This window comes from Neoaquamicrobium microcysteis, assembly GCF_008180155.1.
GTDB lineage: Bacteria > Pseudomonadota > Alphaproteobacteria > Rhizobiales > Rhizobiaceae > Aerobium > Aerobium microcysteis.
This window is the reverse complement of the sequence record NZ_VSZS01000065.1, coordinates 178,715-197,751: the sequence shown is the minus strand read 5'-3', so window position 1 is coordinate 197,751 and position 19,037 is coordinate 178,715. Positions and strand designations below refer to the sequence as shown.

16 protein-coding genes and 2 tRNA genes are annotated in these 19,037 nt (G+C 64.2%); 6 read left to right on the top strand and 12 right to left on the bottom strand.

Going from position 1 to position 19,037, the window contains the following annotated elements:
* Positions 1–101 precede the first annotated feature (101 nt).
* The gene (gene erpA, locus FY036_RS16310; RefSeq protein WP_201744793.1) at positions 102–428 is read left to right on the top strand and encodes an iron-sulfur cluster insertion protein ErpA; all 327 of its coding nucleotides are present in this window, start codon (positions 102–104) and stop codon (positions 426–428) included.
* Positions 428–1,213 carry an exodeoxyribonuclease III gene (xth, locus tag FY036_RS16305; protein ID WP_148915799.1) on the top strand — a complete coding sequence of 262 codons (786 nt, stop codon included), beginning with the start codon at positions 428–430 and terminating at the stop codon, positions 1,211–1,213. Before erpA ends, xth begins: the two co-directional genes overlap by 1 nt.
* A gap of 12 nt (positions 1,214–1,225) precedes the next feature.
* Here xth and FY036_RS16300 read toward each other — a convergent pair whose 3' ends face one another.
* From FY036_RS16300 to FY036_RS16260, 9 genes are all read right to left on the bottom strand, one after another.
* The gene (locus FY036_RS16300) at positions 1,226–2,032 is read right to left on the bottom strand and encodes a tetratricopeptide repeat protein (RefSeq protein WP_148915798.1); all 807 of its coding nucleotides are present in this window, start codon (positions 2,030–2,032) and stop codon (positions 1,226–1,228) included.
* Positions 2,033–2,380: 348 nt separating this feature from the next.
* The gene (ilvD, locus tag FY036_RS16295) at positions 2,381–4,216 is read right to left on the bottom strand and encodes a dihydroxy-acid dehydratase (protein ID WP_148915797.1); all 1,836 of its coding nucleotides are present in this window, start codon (positions 4,214–4,216) and stop codon (positions 2,381–2,383) included.
* A 140-nt stretch (positions 4,217–4,356) separates the two neighbouring features.
* On the bottom strand, positions 4,357–5,349 hold the full coding sequence (locus FY036_RS16290; protein ID WP_148915796.1) for a TerC family protein: 993 nt from the start codon (positions 5,347–5,349) through the stop codon (positions 4,357–4,359).
* A 270-nt stretch (positions 5,350–5,619) separates the two neighbouring features.
* A complete protein-coding gene (locus tag FY036_RS16285; RefSeq protein ID WP_148915795.1) occupies positions 5,620–8,403 on the bottom strand; it encodes a valine--tRNA ligase in 2,784 nt (927 codons plus the stop codon).
* A gap of 151 nt (positions 8,404–8,554) precedes the next feature.
* On the bottom strand, positions 8,555–9,169 hold the full coding sequence (locus FY036_RS16280; protein WP_328593108.1) for a PopZ family protein: 615 nt from the start codon (positions 9,167–9,169) through the stop codon (positions 8,555–8,557).
* A gap of 197 nt (positions 9,170–9,366) precedes the next feature.
* On the bottom strand, positions 9,367–10,749 hold the full coding sequence (locus FY036_RS16275; protein WP_148915793.1) for a TolC family outer membrane protein: 1,383 nt from the start codon (positions 10,747–10,749) through the stop codon (positions 9,367–9,369).
* A 206-nt stretch (positions 10,750–10,955) separates the two neighbouring features.
* Positions 10,956–11,612, bottom strand: a complete 657-nt coding sequence (locus tag FY036_RS16270; protein ID WP_148915792.1) for a protein-L-isoaspartate O-methyltransferase family protein — start codon at positions 11,610–11,612, stop codon at positions 10,956–10,958.
* A 67-nt stretch (positions 11,613–11,679) separates the two neighbouring features.
* A tRNA-Cys gene (locus tag FY036_RS16265) sits at positions 11,680–11,753 on the bottom strand.
* Positions 11,754–11,861: 108 nt separating this feature from the next.
* Positions 11,862–12,167 carry a PGPGW domain-containing protein gene (locus tag FY036_RS16260; RefSeq protein WP_235897692.1) on the bottom strand — a complete coding sequence of 102 codons (306 nt, stop codon included), beginning with the start codon at positions 12,165–12,167 and terminating at the stop codon, positions 11,862–11,864.
* A 196-nt stretch (positions 12,168–12,363) separates the two neighbouring features.
* Here FY036_RS16260 and FY036_RS16255 point away from each other — a divergent pair.
* The 4 genes from FY036_RS16255 to FY036_RS16240 all read left to right on the top strand — a co-directional run bounded on the left by FY036_RS16255 (position 12,364) and on the right by FY036_RS16240 (position 15,502).
* A tRNA-Asn gene (locus FY036_RS16255) sits at positions 12,364–12,438 on the top strand.
* A 202-nt stretch (positions 12,439–12,640) separates the two neighbouring features.
* Positions 12,641–13,627: a sensor domain-containing diguanylate cyclase gene (locus tag FY036_RS16250; RefSeq protein ID WP_148915791.1), complete on the top strand. Its 987-nt coding sequence runs from the start codon at positions 12,641–12,643 to the stop codon at positions 13,625–13,627.
* A gap of 117 nt (positions 13,628–13,744) precedes the next feature.
* Positions 13,745–14,095 (top strand): hypothetical protein, encoded by a 351-nt coding sequence (locus tag FY036_RS16245; protein WP_148915790.1) that lies wholly within the window; start codon positions 13,745–13,747, stop codon positions 14,093–14,095.
* Between the two features lie 150 nt (positions 14,096–14,245).
* The gene (locus FY036_RS16240) at positions 14,246–15,502 is read left to right on the top strand and encodes an SAM-dependent methyltransferase (RefSeq protein ID WP_148915789.1); all 1,257 of its coding nucleotides are present in this window, start codon (positions 14,246–14,248) and stop codon (positions 15,500–15,502) included.
* 19 nt (positions 15,503–15,521) lie between these two features.
* Here the strand turns inward: FY036_RS16240 and FY036_RS16235 are convergent, their stop codons facing one another.
* The 3 genes from FY036_RS16235 to FY036_RS16225 form a co-directional block, all read right to left on the bottom strand.
* Positions 15,522–16,262: a sulfite exporter TauE/SafE family protein gene (locus FY036_RS16235; protein ID WP_148915788.1), complete on the bottom strand. Its 741-nt coding sequence runs from the start codon at positions 16,260–16,262 to the stop codon at positions 15,522–15,524.
* 60 nt (positions 16,263–16,322) lie between these two features.
* Complete coding sequence (locus FY036_RS16230) at positions 16,323–18,302, bottom strand: bifunctional 2',3'-cyclic-nucleotide 2'-phosphodiesterase/3'-nucleotidase (protein ID WP_148915787.1); 1,980 nt, start codon at positions 18,300–18,302, stop codon at positions 16,323–16,325.
* 139 nt (positions 18,303–18,441) lie between these two features.
* Entirely contained in the window at positions 18,442–18,915 is a 474-nt protein-coding gene (locus FY036_RS16225; protein WP_148915786.1) for an Lrp/AsnC family transcriptional regulator, read from the bottom strand.
* Positions 18,916–19,037: the final 122 nt, after the last annotated feature.

Sequence of the window (19,037 nt, the reverse complement as noted above, 5' to 3'; positions counted from 1 at the left end):
CTGCAGCCGATCCGGCTTGTTGACTTGCCCCTTGCGGCTTCATACCTATTGGGTGGATGCAAACGCAAGGTGACACCATGGGCGTCGATGCGAAGACCGGCATGAAGGGCGTCGAGATGAGCGACGCTGCGGCGAAGCGGATCACGCAAATTCTGGCCAAGGAGCCCGGCAAGGTCGCGTTGCGCGTCTCTGTCGAGGGCGGCGGCTGCTCGGGGTTCTCCTACAAGATGGATCTGGTGGATTCGCGCAACGAAGACGATATCGCCATCGAGAAGGGTGGTGCGACCGTCCTGATCGACGATCTCTCGCTCGTCTATATGGGCGGTTCGGTCATTGACTTCGTCGACGATCTGATGGGCCAGTCGTTCCAGATCCGCAACCCGAACGCGGTTGCCTCCTGCGGCTGCGGCACGTCGTTCTCCATCTGATGAAGATCGCGACCTGGAACATCAACGGCGTCAAGGCGCGCATCGAAAACCTCGTGCACTGGCTGAAGGACAGCCAGCCCGACATCGTCTGCCTGCAGGAAATCAAGACGGTCGACGAGGGTTTCCCGCGCCTCGAGATTGAGGCGCTCGGCTATCATGTCGAGACGCACGGCCAGAAGGGCTTCAACGGCGTCGCTATTCTGTCGAAGCTGCGTTTCGACGAAGTCCATCGCGGTCTGCCGGGAGACGACGAGGACGAGCAGGCCCGCTTTATCGAGGGCGTGTTCTCGACCGACGCGGGCGCGCTGCGCGTCGTTTCACTCTACCTGCCCAACGGCAACCCGATCAGCGAGGACCGCAAGTTCGGCTACAAGCTGCGCTGGATGGCGCGGCTGGAGCGGTGGGCGGCCGAAAGGCTGGAGCTTGAAGAGCCGCTAGTGCTTGCGGGCGACTACAACGTCATTCCCCAGCCCATCGACGCGAAGCGGCCCGAAGACTGGGTCAATGACGCGCTTTTCCAGCCGGAAAGCCGTGGCGCGTTGCGCAGGCTCGAAAACCTCGGTTTCACCGACGCCATTCGCGCGGTGACGCAGGAGCAGACCTTCACCTTCTGGGATTATCAGGCTGGCGCCTGGCAGAAGAACAACGGCATCCGCATCGACCATCTGTTGCTGTCGCCGGAGGCGGCGAACCGTCTCGACACCACGTCGATCGAAAAGCACGTGCGCGCATGGGAAAAACCGTCGGACCATGTGCCTGCGGTAGCCGACCTGCGTTTCAACTAAAGCTGCGGGCTGTCAGTTCGCCTGGCCGAGTATGTCCTGCGCCAGCGCGATGGCGGTGCGGCGGTCGGCCTCGCCTGCCAGCGCAAACGCCTCTTCCTGCATACCGCGGATCCACTGCTTGTCGGAAGGCTGGGCGCGTTCCAGCGCGGCCGTCATCATCGCAAGGCCGCGCACGGCCTTGCCGCTCTGGAACAGCAGGTTGCCGAGCGTCGCCTGCGCGCCGGCATGACCCTTCTCGGCGGCAAGCTGCAGCCAGCGACCGGCCTGCTGAACGCTGGCCTTCACGCCACCCTCACCCTTGAGGAACATCTTGCCGATCTCGAACTGGGCGTTCGGGTTGCGATAGTTGGCGGCGGCACGCATGTAGTATTCCTGCGCCGCAGCGGCGTTGGCATGCACCGGCGTCCCCGGAATGCCCGTGCGCGCATAGCCCGCCAGCGCTACCAGCGCGTCGGAGACGTAGCTCTCGTCGGGCGAGCCCGGCTCCACGTCCTGAGCGGCGATTTCCTGGAAGAACTTGAACGCTTCGTAGTCGTTGCGGGTTACGCCGTCGCCCTCCGCATACATGCGCGCCAGCTTCCACCGCGCGCCGAGCTGGCCGTTGTCGGCCGCGTAGCGATAGGCTTCGACGGCCTGTTCCTTCTGCCCGCTCTGATAGGCGGTGAACCCGAAGCGGAACACGGCCCAGGGGCTGCGCTTTTCTTCCGGGCTGCCGATGATGGACTGGTCGAGGGCGTGGGCACGCGGAGCGGCGAATCCGAGCGTGCCGGCCGCAACCGTACATACAATACCCGCCCGGACGACCTCACCTAGAGTCATGATACCCTGTTTCTCCAGCCCCGCCCGGACCAGGATGGTGCGTAAATCCCCTCGCAAGCACATGCCGAATGGCTGCCAGTCGGGGTCTTCTGCGCTCTCATCATCATCCTTGCCGCAGACGGTTGCGGCGTTGAATTTTTCGTTTGTCCGGCAGCTCTGACGGCACCGTTCAATGACGCCTGCGAGCTAGCTCCCGGTTTATGGCGGGAAGTGGGCAAATTTCCTTAAGGCCGGAGCATAGCCTATGTGTGGATGAACGAGTGTTGCGGGAAAGCCACAATGAAAAACGCCCGTCGCGGAGCACGGGCGTTAAGTCTGATTTGCCTCTGGATTTGGCGGAAACGCGCCCTATTCCGGCAAAATGCGCACCGCGCCCTTGTCTGCGCTGGCGGCAAACGCGGCATATGCCTTCAGCGCCGTAGTCACGTTGCGCTTGCGTGGGGCGGCCGGCTTCCAGCCCAGCCTGTCCTGCTCGGCCCGGCGGGCCGCAAGCTCGTCGTCCGAAAGACGAAGGCTGATCGTGCGATTGGGGATGTCGATGTCGATGATGTCGCCATCGCGAACGAGCCCGATCGCGCCGCCCTGGGCCGCTTCCGGCGAGGCATGGCCGATGGAGAGGCCAGATGTGCCGCCGGAAAAGCGCCCGTCGGTCAGAAGCGCGCAGCTTTTGCCCAGCCCCTTCGACTTAAGATAGCTGGTCGGATAGAGCATCTCCTGCATGCCCGGCCCGCCCTTCGGCCCCTCATAGCGGATGACGACGACGTCGCCAGCCTTGACCTCGTTGCCGAGGATGCCCTTCACCGCCGCGTCCTGGCTTTCGAAGACCACGGCGGGTCCGGAGAACTTAAGGATCGACTCGTCGACACCGGCCGTCTTCACCACGCAGCCGTCTAGCGCGATGTTGCCCTTCAGCACCGCAAGGCCGCCGTCCTTCGAGAACGGATGCTCGACGGAGCGGATGACGCCCTTTTCGCCGTCGGTGTCCAGTTCGTCCCAGCGGGCTTCCTGGCTGAAGGCCGTCTGGGTCGGGATGCCGCCGGGCGCCGCCCGGAAGAAGGTCTTCACGCTTTCGCTGTTGGTGCGGGTGATATCCCAGCGGTCGATCGCGTCGCCCAACGTCGCCTCGTGCACGGTCGGGCTGTCGCGGTGGATGAGGCCGCCGCGCTCCAGCTCGCCCAGGATGCGCATGATGCCTCCGGCCCTGTGGACGTCTTCCATGTGCACGTCGCTCTTGGCCGGCGCGACCTTGGACAGGCACGGCACCTTGCGCGACAGGGCGTCGATGTCTTCGAGCGTAAAGTCGATCTCTCCTTCATGCGCGGCGGCAAGGATGTGCAGGATGGTGTTGGTCGAGCCGCCCATGGCGATGTCGAGCGACATGGCATTTTCAAAGGCGCGCTTGTTGGCGACGTTGCGCGGCAGCACGCTTTCGTCGTCCTGCTCGTAGTAGCGCTGGGCGAGATCGACGATCAGGTGTCCCGCTTCCACGAACAGGCGCCGGCGGTCGGCATGGGTTGCCAGCGTAGAGCCGTTGCCGGGCAGCGACAGGCCGAGTGCTTCGGTCAAGCAGTTCATCGAATTGGCCGTGAACATGCCCGAGCACGAGCCGCAGGTCGGACAGGCCGAGCGCTCGATCACCTTCACGTCCTCGTCCGACACAGTTTCATCGGCCGCAGCAACCATGGCGTCGACCAGATCGAGCGCGTGCGTCTTGCCGTGCAGAACGACCTTGCCGGCCTCCATCGGACCGCCGGACACGAAGACGGCCGGAATGTTGAGGCGCATCGCGGCATTGAGCATGCCCGGTGTGATCTTGTCGCAATTGGAGATGCAGACCATGGCATCGGCGCAGTGCGCGTTGACCATGTACTCCACCGAGTCCGCGATGATCTCGCGCGACGGCAGCGAATAGAGCATGCCGTCATGCCCCATCGCGATGCCGTCATCGACCGCGATCGTGTTGAATTCCTTGGCGACGCCGCCGGCAGCCTCGATCTCGCGGGCGACGAGCTGGCCGAGGTCCTTCAGGTGCACGTGACCGGGCACGAACTGCGTGAAGGAGTTTACGACCGCGATGATCGGCTTGCCGAAGTCGCCGTCCTTCATGCCCGTCGCGCGCCATAGCCCCCGCGCGCCGGCCATGTTGCGGCCGTGGGTGGTGGTACGGGAGCGATAGGCGGGCATGGCGTTTCCAGTCCAATGTTTCTTGGTTGGCCGATACTACCGGTAAACGGCGCGAATGTCAGCGACCGTACCGGAGGGTACTCTCCGATACGGCCACGACTTCTCGCCGTCAATAGTCTTGCCCGATGGCGGGCCGGCGATCAGACCTTGCCGGCTTCGCCTTCGTGATGCGCCTTGCGCTCCAGTTCGGCCAGTTCGCCCGGGGTCACTTCCTCTTCCTTCTTCTCCTCCTTGAAGATGACGGAGGCAAGGACGGAACCGAGGATCAGCAGCGCCACGACGCCAAGCGACACTTCCGACGGCAGCTTGTACCAATGCTGGATCAGCATCTTGAAGCCGACGAAGATCAGCACCAGCGACAGGCCGTGCTTGAGGAAGCGGAACTCGCGCATCATGCCCGAGAGCACGAAGAACAGCGCGCGCAGGCCGAGGATCGCGAACACGTTGGACGAGAACACGATAAACGGGTCGTTCGAGATCGCCAGCACCGCGGGGATGGAGTCGATCGCGAAGACGAGGTCGGTGATTTCCACCGTCACCAGCACGAGGAACAGCGGCGTCATGAAGAGCACGCCGTTGCGCCGCGTCAGGAACTTGGAGCCCTCGTAGTCCTCCGTCACCCGGCCTGTGGAACGCAGCCACTTGACGATGCGGCTGTTGCCCGGATCGGCCATCTCGCCGTTCGAAGTCATCATCTTGTAGCCGGAAACCAGCAGCACGATGCCGAGCAGCGCGCCGATCCACCAGAACTGGTCCACAAGATGCACGCCCGGCACGATCAGCGACAGACGCATGACGATCGCGCCGACGATGCCGTAGAACAGCACGCGGTACTGTGCCTCGGCCGGCACCTTGAAGTAGGCGAAGATCAGGGCGATGACGAAGATGTTGTCGAGCGAAAGCGCCTGCTCGACGAGGTAGCCCGTCAGAAACTCGGAGCCGCGCTGGCGGCCCTCGAAATAGAAGATGCTGGCTGCGAAAAGCATCGCCAGCGACACATACCCGCCAACCGTCAGAAACGCTTCGCGGGTCGTGATGACACGGTCCTTACGGTGAAGGACGAACAGGTCGAAGAAAAGGATCGCGGCGACGAACGCCAGGAATCCGGGCCAGAGCCACTCGTGGTCAAACATGATTTTGGATTTTCGGTAGCGCTGCGTCGGCGCGTCGTCGATCGGTCCGACATCACAGGCGACGCCTCGCCTGTCAGAGGGGCCCGGCCCGGGTGACTGCGCGCATAAATGAGGCATTGTCGCGCGACAATCAAGATGCCGCGCGAAAACTTCACGAATTTAATCGTTTAGGGCATCGGACCGAAAAGCGGACTCTGGTTTTCGCGTTGTTCCGACGCCCGCTCCGAGAACCGGATCGTGGGTCGCAGGCCCCGATCCGGTGCAGCTCCGCTATCCGGCGTCGCGAACCCGCGCCAACGCCGTGTTGAGCTTGCTGCGCGCCTCGGCGAGTTCGGCCTGCTTCTCGCGCTCGGCCTCCACCACCTCGGGCGCCGCCTTGGCGAGGAAGTTCGGGTTGGCCAGCTTCTTTTCGATGCGGGCGATCTCGTCGGCGTTCTTGCCCAATTCCTTTGAAAGCCGCGCCTCTTCCGCCTTCAGGTCGATCAGCGAACCCAGCGGCAGACAGGCCGTGGCCTCGCCGATCACGATCTGTGCCGAGCCCTTGGGCGCCGCCGTATCGAAACCGACCTCGCCGACGCGCGCGAGCCTCTGGATCGCCGGCTGGTGTCGGGCGGCACGTTCGCGCGTCGCGGCGTTCGCGCCGATCATCACCAGCGGCGCGGTGGCTGATGGCGGCACGTTCATCTCGGAACGGACGGAGCGGATGCCCGAAACCAGATCGACCAGCCAGTTGATCTCGGCGGCAGCCTCCGAATCCTCGAAATCCGGCGTCGGCCATTCTGCATGGCAAAGCAGCGTATCGCGGCTGGTGCCATCGGCTGCCGTCTGCTGCCACAGCTCTTCCGTCATGAACGGCATCATCGGGTGAAGCAGCTTGTAGATTTCTTCCAGAACGTAGGCCATTGTCGCGCGGCTTTCCGCCTTCGCCGCCTCGTCCTCGCCCATGAACACGGGCTTCAGCAATTCGACGTACCAGTCGCAGAACAGGTTCCAGACGAAGCGGTATGCCGCGGCTGAGGCCTCATTGAAGCGATAGCTCGTGATGCCCTCGGTCACCGCGCCTGACGCGCGGGTCAGCTCGGTCAGAATCCAGCGATTGACGGTCAGTTTCGCGTCTTCCGGGACGAAGACGGGATTGCGCGCAACGCCGTTCATCTCACCGAAGCGCGTCGCGTTCCACAGCTTGGTGCCGAAGTTGCGATAGCCCGCCACACGTGCCGTATCAAGCTTCACGTCCCTGCCCTGCGCGGCCATGATGGCCAGCGTGAAGCGCAGCGCGTCGGCACCGTATTCGTCGATCAGCTCCAGCGGATCGATGACGTTGCCCTTCGACTTCGACATCTTCGCGCCGTTCTTGTCGCGAACCAGCGCATGGACGTAGACCGTGTGGAACGGCTCTTCCTTCATGAAGTGAAGGCCCATCATCATCATCCGGGCGACCCAGAAGAAGATGATGTCGAAGCCCGTCACCAGAACGTCGGTCTGGTAATAAGTGTCCAGTTCCTTGGTCTTGTGCGGCCAGCCGAGCGTCGAGAAAGGCCACAGCGCGGACGAGAACCACGTGTCGAGCACGTCCTCGTCACGCGTCAGGATGTTGCCGGGCTCGTAGTTCTCGAGCTGGTCCTTGACCCAATCGCGCCACGGCGTATCGACGGCGAGGTAATATTCGACCGCCTCGTCCAGCGCTTCCTTCTCCGTCTTGGCGACGAAGATGTGGCCATCCGGGCCGTACCAGGCAGGGATACGGTGCCCCCACCACAGCTGGCGCGAGATCGTCCACGGTTGGATGTTCTCCATCCACTCGAAATAGGTCTTTTCCCAGTTCTTCGGCACGAAGTTGGTGCGGCCCTCGCGCACGCTCTCGATCGCCGGCTTCGCCAGCGTCTTCGCGTCGACATACCACTGGTCGGTCAGGAACGGCTCGATCGGCACGCCGCCGCGATCGCCATGCGGGACCATGTGGCGATGCGGCTCGACCTTTTCGAGGAAACCGCCCTCTTCCATGATCTGGACGACGAGCTTGCGCGCCTCGAAGCGGTCGAGACCGTGAAGCTGCTGCCAGACGTCCTCGCGCATCGCCGTCACCTCGACGCCCTCGACGAAGTCGTCATTGTCGATGATGTTGATGGTCGCATCGGTGTTCAGCACGCTGACCATGCGCAGGTGATGGCGCTTGCCCACCTCGAAATCGTTGAAATCGTGCGCAGGCGTCATCTTGACCGCCCCCGTCCCTTTCTCGGGGTCGGAATACTCGTCGGCGACGATAGGGATGCGGCGACCCACGATCGGCAGCAGGACGTGCTTGCCTACCAGATGGGTGTAGCGCTCATCGTCGGGATGAACGGCCACGCCGGTGTCGCCCAGCATCGTCTCGGGCCGCGTCGTGGCGACGGTGATATAGGTCGACGGATCCAGCGGATCGTAGGTCGCTCCCTCGATCGGGTAGCGGAAATGCCAGAGATTTCCGTTCGTCTCGACCTGCTCGACCTCGAGGTCGGAGATCGCCGTCAGCAGCTTCGGGTCCCAGTTGACCAGCCGCTTGTCCTTGTAGATCAGGCCCTCGCGATAGAGCGTGACGAAGACTTCGAGAACCGCTTCCGACAGGCCCTCGTCCATGGTGAAGCGCTCGCGCGCCCAGTCGCAGGATGCGCCCAGCCGCTTGAGCTGGTTGAAGATCATCCCGCCGGACTCGGCCTTCCATTCCCAGACCTTGTCGACGAACTCCTCGCGCGACAGGTCGCGGCGATGGATCTGCTTTTCCATCAGCTTGCGCTCGACCACCATCTGGGTCGCGATGCCGGCATGGTCCATGCCCGGCTGCCACAGCACGTTCTTGCCGCGCATGCGCTCGAAGCGGACCAGAATGTCCTGCAACGTGTTGTTGAGCGCATGGCCCATATGCAGCGAGCCGGTGACGTTGGGCGGCGGGATGACGATTGTGAAAGCCTCGGCGCCCGGCTTCGAGCCGGCACCCGCCGCGAAAGCGTCCGCTTCCTCCCACGCCTTGGCGATCTTGGGTTCGACGGCGTTGGCGTCGTAGGTCTTTTCAAGCATGGGAACTGTCCGCAACTTCGGAGAAAATAGTCGGCCGGTGTAAACCGGAAGGCCGATGCCAAGTCAACTGCGCGGGAGACCGGCGGTTCCAGCGAATGCAAAACGCCGCCCGGAGGCGGCGTCTAGTCATGTAGGGTCAGTCAGCGCTGCTTCAATTGCCGCGCGCGACGCGTTCGATCTCTTCGCGGACCAGCTTCTCCACGAGCGTGGGCAGGTTGTTGTCGAGCCAGTCCTGCAGCATGGGCCGCAGCATCTCCTCGGCCATTTCGTCGAACGAGCGGCGCCGGCTGGCGGCGAAAGCCTCGGAAAGCTCGCCGAAAGCGGCTGCCACCTGGCGGCCTGTCTGGTCGGAGATGATCGCCGGGCGACCCTCGGCAGCCGGATCGTCCTGCTCGGGCTCGGCCGCGTAGACCGGCGCATCCGTGAAGGTCTCCGCCTCCGGTTCTTCGTCTACAGCAACTTCGTGCCGAGCAAAGTCCGCTGCCGGCTCGGCTGCTTCGGGCTCGTCGCGGAGCGGAAAGATATCGACCGTGCGCGGCGAAACAGGCTCAATCTCGACTGCGGGGACATGCGATACGGACGCCTTGATGTCCGCCATGCTGGGCGCCTGCATCACCGACGGCGCAGGCTCGTCGAGTTCGGCACGGAACGCCTCCACCTCGCCGGACGACACGCCTGCCGCGTCCACGCCATGCTCCTCGGCCGGCTGGCGCACGCTGTCGCTGTCCTCGATGATCCTGCGGATTGACGCGAGAATTTCCTCCATCGAGGGTTCCCGCTGCGCGCTCCCGGTCTGTGCCATAATTACATTCGCCGCCTTCTGTGATCCGCATGCCGGCCCTACCCGTCCCCGCCAGGCAACGACCGAATCGTCCACTAGGCTAAACGACAGCGGGCCGGGAGAGAATCCCCCGGCCCGCCAATGCGTAGCTTTCGCACAAGTTTGGGAAGCGCGGCGCGAACCTAGCGCCCGTCCGGCGTCCTCGTGCCGACCCACTTGTCCTTGACGGCGTCGTAGTGCTCGCGTGGATTGTAGACGGCGACGTTCAGGCTCAGCCGCTCGGGCGACAGATGCCCCATCGCGGAGAGGATCGCATAGCTCGCGGCAACCACGTCGCGCTCCGCGGAAGCGAGGTTGATCTGCGCGGTAATCACATCGGCCTGCGCGTTCAGCACGTCCAGCGTCGTGCGCTGGCCGACATTGCGCTCCTCGACCACGCCGTTGAGGGCAAGCTGGGCCGCCGACACCAGTTCACGGTTGGCGGAAACAACCTGCTGGGAGGCTACATACTGCGTCCATGCGGCCGTCACGGCCTGCCGCACGCTGGCGCGGGCGACGTCCACCTCGATGCGCGCCTGGCCGAGCGATTCCTTCGACTGGCGCACCTGCGCCGACACGCGCCCGCCCTGATAGATCGGGATCGTCAGGTTGAGCCCGATGGAGGCGGAATTGGCCGTGCCGTCGCCGGCAGGCGTCGGACTGCCGACGCCCGGCAGATTGGTGTCGCGGAAGCTAGACGAAACGCCCGCCTGTGCGCTGACCTGCGGCAAAAGCTGGCCCTCGGCCGCCTTGACCACGAAGGCTGCGGCATCGACCAGATGCAGCGTCGCGCGAATGGCGGGATGCTCGTTCAGCCCCACGGAGATGGCATTCTCGATATTGCCCGGAAGCAGACGCGACAGCGGGCCCGCGCCTTCCAGCCGGCCAGGCCGGTCGCCGACGAACTGGAGATAGGCGGCCTCGCTGACCTGCACCTGCGCGCGCGCCGCGCTCAACTGCGCAACGGCGGATGCCTGCTGCGCCTGCGCCTGCGCCACGTCGGTCCGGGTACCCTCGCCCACCTCGAACCGGGAATTGGCTGCGCGCACCTGCTCGCCCAGGAAGTCGAGGTTGCGCTCGCGGAACACGGCGACCTGCCGGTCCCGCAGGACGTCAAGGTATGCTGCGGCGGCGTTGAAGAGGATGTTCTGCTCGCTGTTGCGCAGGCTCTCGTTGGAAGCGCGCACCCGCGCCTCGGCGGCGCGCACGTTGTTCTGCGTCTGGAAACCGTCGAACAGCGACTGCTGGATCTGGACGCCGAACGAACCCGCCGTCACCTCGGAGGAGTTATTCTGCGTGTAGGTGAGGCTGCCGGTCGCGCCGATCACCGGGCGCCAGCCCGACTTGGCGATCGCCACGCCTTCGTCGGTGACCCGTACGCCGGCGCGCGCCGAGTTCAGACTCGCATTGTTCTGGTAGGCCTTCGCGAGCGCACCGTGAATGGTCTCGGCCAGAGACGGCGTCGCGAACGAGAGTACCCCGCAGAAAACGAGCGTGGAGAAAAGACTTTTGCGTACCACAGACACGACCACCTCATTATCATCTCGATGGGTACAGCCTTGGTACCGCCCCCAACCGAACAATCTCTAGCCGCTCTGCGGCGCGACGAACCTCCATCCGACGCCGCAAACATGCGGAATCGCTCGCTCCCGAGGCGGACGCTACACTACTTTCCCACGAGGGGGCGTTACCGATAGGTAACAATTCAGGATTTTTTAAACTTCAGCTTCAACTAAAACTGGAACGCCTGTACGCGGCGGAACTCCGGGAGCGGGCGCACGGCGGCATTGAAGCCGTGGCTGGCGGAGACCAGCCCTCCCTCCTTGACATGCAGCAGGGCGCGACCGGCGTTGCCTTCGCCCAAGACGGCTACCAACCGGCCGCCGTCCTTTAGCTGGTCCGTCAGCGAGGAAGGCAGTTCATCGACGGCGCCGTTGACGAAGATCACGTCATAGGGCGCCTGCTCCGCGTGGCCGGCTGGCAGCGGGCCTTCCACGACAGAGACGTTCTCGCAGCCCAGCGACGACAGCGTCTGGCCGGCGCGGGCGGCAAGCTCCGCATCGCTCTCGAGCCCGACGACGAAGCTGGCCAGACGCGACAGGACGGCCGTAGAATAGCCGGTGCCGCAGCCGACATCGAGCACGAGGTCGGTATGACGAATCTTCGCCAGTTGCAGAAGCCGGGCGAAAGGCGACGGCTCCATCAGGTAGCGGCCGGGCGCGACCTCGATATCCTCGTCGATATAGGCGAGCGGGCGGCGCTGTTCGGGCACGAAATCCTCGCGCGGCAGGTCGAGCATGGCCGAAAGGATCGCAACGTCCGTCACGTCGGTCGTGCGGACCTGCCCGTCGACCATCTTCACCCGCTGTTCCTGAAAATCGGCCGTCATGTCTTAACCCGTCTGGCGCCCCGCCGGCGCATTGTCGAATCGGCTGAGAACGTCGGCTGATGCGGATTGGAGGCCTCGCCCGGAATCGAACCGGGGTGCAAGGATTTGCAGTCCTCTGCGTAACCACTCCGCCACGAGGCCTCGCCGCACGGGCGTTCTACGAAGCGACCTGTTAACAGAGGGTGTTGGGGCCTACAAGCCGCCGCTTGAAATTTTCAGTGCACCTGGGAAACCGCGAGCCGCGGCCGCTTACATGCCGTTGGTCTGGTCGCCCGGCTGCCTGGCGCGCGCACGCCGGCGCCCCCTGCGCTCGGCCCACCAGACTTCCGTGCGCCTGCGCCAGCGGCGCACCGTGGGAAACTCGTAGGATAGGATGAGCAGGCCGAGGGGAATCATCCAGAAGCCGAGGATCGGAAGGAAGCCGAAGCACCCGAGGATCACCAGCAGGACGCCGATGACGATACGCATTCTCCTCGATTGCGGCATCGAGAACTCGCGTCCCAGCAGGTTTATCGTCCGCTTCCTGTCCTCGAAGCGGTCGCCGCTTTCGTCCATCGCTGTACCGGTCCCTGGCGCCGGCGTGTCCGCCGGCAGTTGCGCGCACAGGGTGTGCGCCGTTCGCGACATATGAGGCGTCACGCCGCCAAACGCCATAAGGGTGAGACAAAAAGCGCGCAAAATCGAATATTGGCGCTTTGCAAAGCGGAAAACTGTTTGCTATAGGCACGCCACGTTCACGTGAGCAGGCTATTCCCCGGTAGCTCAGTGGTAGAGCAACCGGCTGTTAACCGGTTGGTCGCTGGTTCGAATCCGGCCCGGGGAGCCACTTTTCCAGAATGCCCGTCTCCGTCTGTGCCGTGATTGCGTTGCCCGCCGGCAAGTTTGCGGCCGTGTCTGGCCCGATGTAACCGAGCGACAGCAAGTTTGAGCGGTGCGCTGGTTGCGGCAGGTCGGCATCTTGCCGCAGGGTCCACTTGCCAGCCGCCTTCTCCCATTTCCACGCAGGTCATACGACGAAGTCAGATCATATGAGCGGTTCCTCATTCGAGGCCAGTCTTCCCGAAACTGAACGCCTCGCCATCGTCAACGAACTGGAACTGCTCGACAGCCCTCCAGAAGAGAGCTTCGACCGGATCGTGCGTCTGGTGCAGAACATATTCGACATTCCGATCGCGCTGGTGTCGCTGATGGATGCGAACCGCCAATGGCACAAGGCCTGCGTCGGCCTGCCGCGCGAAAGCGTCGACCGGCAGCACAGCTTCTGCCGGGTTCCGGTCGAATCGGGCGTTCCGCTCATCGTGCCGGATGCGACGCTCGATCCGCGATTTGCCGACAATCCCTTCGTGGCGGGCGATCCGTTCATCCGCTTCTACGCCGGCATTCCGCTGCGGATCGCTCCCGGCGCCGTGGTCGGAACCCTGTGCGCCATCGACCGCAAGCCCCGCCCCTTCACGGAGCGCGATTTTGCGATCCTCAGAGATCTCGCGCGCATCGCCGAGGACGAGATCGAGCTCAGGCGTCATGCGGATGTCGATGTCCTGACCGATGCGCTTTCGCGCCGCGCCTTCAAGCAGCTCGGCGGGCGCCTCGTACAGGTGCAGCCATCCCGGCATTCTCCGGTCTCGGCGATCATGCTCGACATCGACCACTTCAAGGCGATCAACGATACCTATGGCCATGCCGTGGGCGACACCGTGCTGACGGCTATCGCGGCCCGCTGCAGGGCGCAGTTGCGCGGCAACGACCTTTTCGGCCGGCTCGGGGGTGAGGAATTTGCGATCCTGCTGCCGCAGACCGGCAGCGACGGCGCCATGGTGGTGGCCGAGAAGCTGCGCCAGTCGATCCGCGAGACGCTCATCCCGACGGGGGATCACCAACTGCGCGTCACCGCGAGTTTCGGCATCGCCACGGCGGAGATGAACTTTCCCTCGCTCGATCATCTGCTCGCAGCGTCCGACCGGGCGCTCTATGCGGCCAAGGCGTCGGGGCGAGACCGGGTGGCGCACGCGGCCTGATCGAAAGGCCAGCCCGCCCTTGGCTGTAACCGCGTCACACCCTTGCACATTCTTGCCACTTTCCCGCCGCAGACATGGCGACGGGTGGGCATCCTCCTTGTTTTGGATACGTGAAAGATGAAGCTCCGGTTTGTGGGTCCTGTGTGCTGCGCGCTCCTCGCATCGGGCGCGGCGGGTTGCGTGCGTACGTCCGATGGCAGCATCGAACCGGCCTACGCGCCGGCGATGGGGCGTGCAGGCCCGCTGCCCGTCGTCACGCTCCAGCCCGTCAGGCGCGAAGTCAGCGACACGTTGCGCTACCGGCCCGCACCCGTTCCCGAGCCGCCGGCCGAAGCCTACGCCTCGCCGCCCGTCTATCGGGCGCCTCAGCGCCGGGCTGTGCAGGTAGAGGCAACGCCGCTCGCCTCGACGGTGGCCTGCGGCCCCACCCAGTCGGCTGCCGGGCGCGTTCGCGTCGAGTGTCGATAGCCCTACGCTGCTGCCATCATGGCGGCCGGTCCCTCTTGCAGTTTTCCACCATGACGTGAAAGATTGTCGCATGCGCCCGCCGAAAGCGGGCGGGCTACGTATAAGCTATGACCGGCCATCAGACCGGCGACGCAGCACAGGGACGCATGCATGTCGGACGTACAGTCGAAGCCCGGCACCGATTTTCTAGCCGTCAGGCTGGACCGCTCAAATTTCGCGGAGGTGACCCGGCCTCTGCCGATGCGCGCCCGCGCCATGCTGAAGGTGGCGATGGAGATTCCGCACGGCTCGCTCACGGTCACTACGCCGGAAGGGCTGGTTCTTTGCGTGGGCGGCAGCGGCCCTGGCCCGCATGCCGAGCTCATCCTCCACAACTGGAACCTGCCCGGCCGCGCCTTCTCGGCGGCAACGATCGGCGTTGCCGAATCATACATGGACGGAGACTGGGAGAGCCCCGACGTCACCACGCTGCTTGAGCTTTTCGTCATCAACGAAGATGCGGGCGAACAAGTGGCGGGCGGCGCGAACTGGCTGCTCACCACCGTCCAGCGCATCCGCCACTGGCTGAACGAGAACACGCGTACCGGCTCGCAGCGCAACATTTCCGCGCATTACGACCTCGGCAACACATTCTACAAGCAGTGGCTCGATCCCTCGATGACCTACTCCTCGGCGCTTTATTCGACCGGGGCGAACGATCTGGAAAGCGCGCAGGTCGCCAAGTACCGGGCGCTTGCGCAGGATGCTGGTATCGGGCCGAACGACCATGTGCTGGAGATCGGCTGCGGCTGGGGCGGGTTTGCGGAGTTCGCCGCACGCGAGATCGGCTGCAAGGTCACCGGCCTCACCATCAGCCGGGAGCAGCACGATTTCGCAAAGGCGCGCATCGCCCGCGCCGGGCTTTCCGAACTCGTAGACATCCGCATGCAGGACTACCGCGACGAGACCGGCAAATATGACCGCATTGCCTCCATCGAGATGTTCGAGGCGGTCGGCGAGAAGTACTGGCCGGTGTTCTTCGGCAAGGTGAAGGAATGCCTCAAGGCCGGCGGGACGGCGGGCATGCAGATCATCACCATCAAGGAGCACGCATTTCCGCGCTATCGGGCGCGGCCCGATTTCATCCAGCGCTACGTGTTTCCGGGCGGCATGCTGCCCACGCCGACGATCCTGAAATCGCTGGGCGCCGAGCACGGCCTGACGTTTGCGCGCGAGCGCATCTTCCCGCAGGACTATGCCCGCACGCTTGCCGAATGGCGCATCCGTTTCTGGGATTCGTGGGAAAAGATCGTGCCGCTGGGCTTCGACGAGCGTTTCCGCAAGCTGTGGGAATTCTACCTTCACTACTGCGAGGCCGGCTTCCGCGCCGAATACATCGACGTACGGCAGGTGTTCTACAAGGCCTGAAAGCGAGCTGGCTGCCGTCTCACGCGACCAGGTTGGTCGACAGATGGACGCCCATGGCCAGAAGCGCGACGAACAGTGCGCTCCTGAACCGGGCTTCCGAGAGGCGCCCCCTCACCTTTGCGCCGATCATCATGCCCGCGATCGCGGGCACGAGTGCCACGGCGGACATCATGCCCAGTTGCGCGTCGAGCAGGCCGTTGCCGCCCAGCGCCACGGCAAGAGCGAGCGTGGAAAGCGTGAACAGGATGCCCATCGCCTGAACCAGCGTATCCCGGCTCATCCCCACCGCCTGAAGATACATCACGCCCGGCACCACGAATGAGCCCGTCATGCCGGTCAGCACCCCGTTGGTTGCGCCGAAGACGGGTCCGAGCCAGCTTTGATGCGCGATGGGAATGGCGACCTTTACCCCGGCAAGGTTGATCGCCGCATACACCACAAGCAGCACGCCCAGAAGTCCGGTCAGTATCGCCGGGTCCAGGCGCGTCAGCGCAAGCGCGCCGACGCCCACCGTCACCGTCGCAAGCAGGAAGAACAGCCAGTCGCGCCGCAGGATCGCCAACGCGTTGCCGCCGCTCAGCGCCTGCCAGAGGTTCGTGGCAAAGGACGGCACCAGCAGCAGCGCCATCGCCTGCGGCAGCCCCAGCGTGGCGGCCAGCAACGCCAGGCTGACCGTCGGCAGGCCCAGCCCCACGACGCCCTTGACGAACCCCGCCAGCACGAACGTTGCGCAGATTGCCGCTATTGTCGCTGGCTCCATGACCTCCCCCTATCGGTCGATGGAGGCCGGCTGCATGCCGACCTCCGTGCCGCTACACCCTTACAAGGTGATGCGATATTTGGCGAAACCGGCCTCGCCTTCGCCGGCCGCTTCGATCGTGACGCCTTCCACCTCCGCGATGAAGGCTTCGGCTTTCGGCCCCGTTTCGAAGATGACCGTGGTGCCTTCCATCGGCACGAAGTTCCAGTTGCCGTCCGCCTTGGGGTCGATCGTGCCCTGTTCCACGATGTAGCGCACGATCACGTCGCGGTTGGTGTCCGGCGCCTCGAACACGACCTTGTCGGCGCCGATCTCCGGAAAGTTGCCGCCGCCACCTGCGCGATAGTTGTTCGACGCCACGACAAAGCGGGCTTCCGGGTCGATGGGCTGGCCGTCGAACGACAGCTCCACGATGCGGCTCGCCTCGGCGTTCACCACCACGCCGTCCTTGTCGTATTTCGCCGGCTGCGACAGGTCGATGCGATAGGTCACACCGTCGATCACGTCGAAATTGTAGGACGGGAAGTCCGGGTTGATGAGGGGCTGGTCCGACCCGCCGGCCTCGATCTGGTTGAAGATGCCGGCCGACATTTCCAGCCATTCCTTCACCTGCGCGCCGGTGATGACGACCGCCTGTACGGTGTTGGGATAGAGGTAGAGGTCGGCCACGTTGCGGATCGCCACGTCGCCGGGCGGCACGTCGGTATAGTATTCCGGCCCGCCGCGCCCGCCCGCCTTGAACGGCGCGGCCGCCGACAGCACGGGCAGCTCGGCGTATTCCGTGTCCTTCAGCATGTCGGTGATGTACCAGGTCTGCGCCTGGCTCACGATCTGCACCGACGGGTCGTCGGCCACCAGCGCGAAATAGGAATGCAGATGCGCGTCGGTCTTGCCGACAGGTGCGCGCACATAGGCAAGCGTCGCCTCGTGGTCGGCTCGCACGGCGTCCTCCACCTCGGCCTTGCTCTCCACCAGCGCCTGCGTCTGTCCGTCCACGCGCTGCGAGATGGGCCGCGCCTCGCTGGTCGAGCCCACGACGCGCCACGCATTGCCGTCGCGCTCCAGAAGCAGGTCCAGCAGGCCCAGATGCGAACCCCAGAAGCCGCCCATCACGCCCGGCTTGCCGCCGATCGTGCCCGCCGCCACATCGACGCCCTCGACCTCCTCGAACTGCGGGCCGGGGAAGACGAGGTGGCTGTGGCCTGTCACCAGCGCGTCGATGCCGTCTATGCCGGCCAGCAGGATCGAGGCGTTCTCCAGATTCTCCGAATACGCGACCGGGCCCATCCCGGAGTGCGACAGGGCGATGATGATCTCCGCGCCCTCCTCCTTCATTTGCGGCACCCACGCCTCGGCGGCTTTGACGATGTCGCGCGCGGCGGCGTTGCCGACCAGATGGCGCGAATCCCAGTTCATGATCTGCGGCGGCACGAAGCCGATCAGGCCGATGCGGATCGGATGCTCTTCGCCGGCACCGTCCGTGATCGTCTTGTCGAGGATGACGTATGGCTTGAGGAAAAGGTCGTCCTCGCGAGCATTGCCGGCCAGCTGGCCCTTGGCGACGTTGGCGCAAACGACGGGGAAGTTGGCGCCCGCGACGGTGTTCATCATGAAGTCGAGGCCGTAGTTGAACTCGTGGTTGCCCAAGGTCGAGGCGTCGTATCCCAGCACGTTCATGCCGGCGATGATCGGATGGATGTCGCCTTCCTTCATGCCGCGCTCATAGGCGATGTAGTCGCCCATCGGGTTGCCCTGAAGGAAATCGCCATTGTCGACCAGCAGCGAATTGGTCGCTTCGGCGCGGATCTCGTCCATGATGGTCGCCGTGCGCGCCAGGCCCATCGTGTGGTTCTCGCGGTCTCCGTAGTAGTCATACGGGAAGACGTGGACGTGCAGGTCCGTCGTCTCCATGATTCGCAGATGCGCCTGGTTTGCCTGCGCACGCGCCGAGAACGGGTGCAGCATCACAAGGGCGCTTGCAGCGGCGGAACCGGCAAGAAAAGCGCGCCGGGACATAGGATGGATCATCATCGCGGACATTGTGGTTCTCCGTCTGGATTGTTTGCTCTTGGCCCTGAGGGGCGAGCGAGTTTCACCCCAGGATGGAGACGAGTCCAGCAGCTTCGCGTGACCGCATCATGAAACCGCCGGGAGAATACCTGACCGACCGCGGCCTGCCTCAGGCCATTTCCGGCTTCATGCCGACATGCGTCCGGTCTACGACTTCGCGCAACGCGAAGGAGGAATTGATCTTGGTGACGTGAGGCATCGCCGTCAGCCATTCCTTGTGGATGCGCTCGTAATCCTCGAGGTCGCGGGCCGCTATGCGGAGGATGTAGTCGTATTCGCCGGACATCAGATGGCACGAAAGCACGTTCGGGCAGCGCTTCACCGCCGCCTCGAAGTCGGCAAGCGTCTTTTCGAACTGGCCGGACAGCGAGATGTGCACGATGGCCGTCATCCGATGCCCCAGTGCGGCGTTTGAAAGCCGGGCGTGGTAGCCGCGTATGACGCCTTCCTTCTCCAGATTGTCGAGCCGGCGCGAGCACGCCGACTGCGACAGGCCGACCGTCTCGGCCAGCGCTGCGTTGGAGATACGACCATTCTTCTGAAGCGCCTCGATTATGGCGATATCGATCCTGTCCAACGACATAACTCGAACATCCTTCGGCAAAAGCCGCTCATTGCGCAAAAATCCACGAATGAGCCTACCACCGATCCTATCATACGCAAACACGTGCGGCGGCCTTCGTGTTACCAATCTTGTATCAGGGA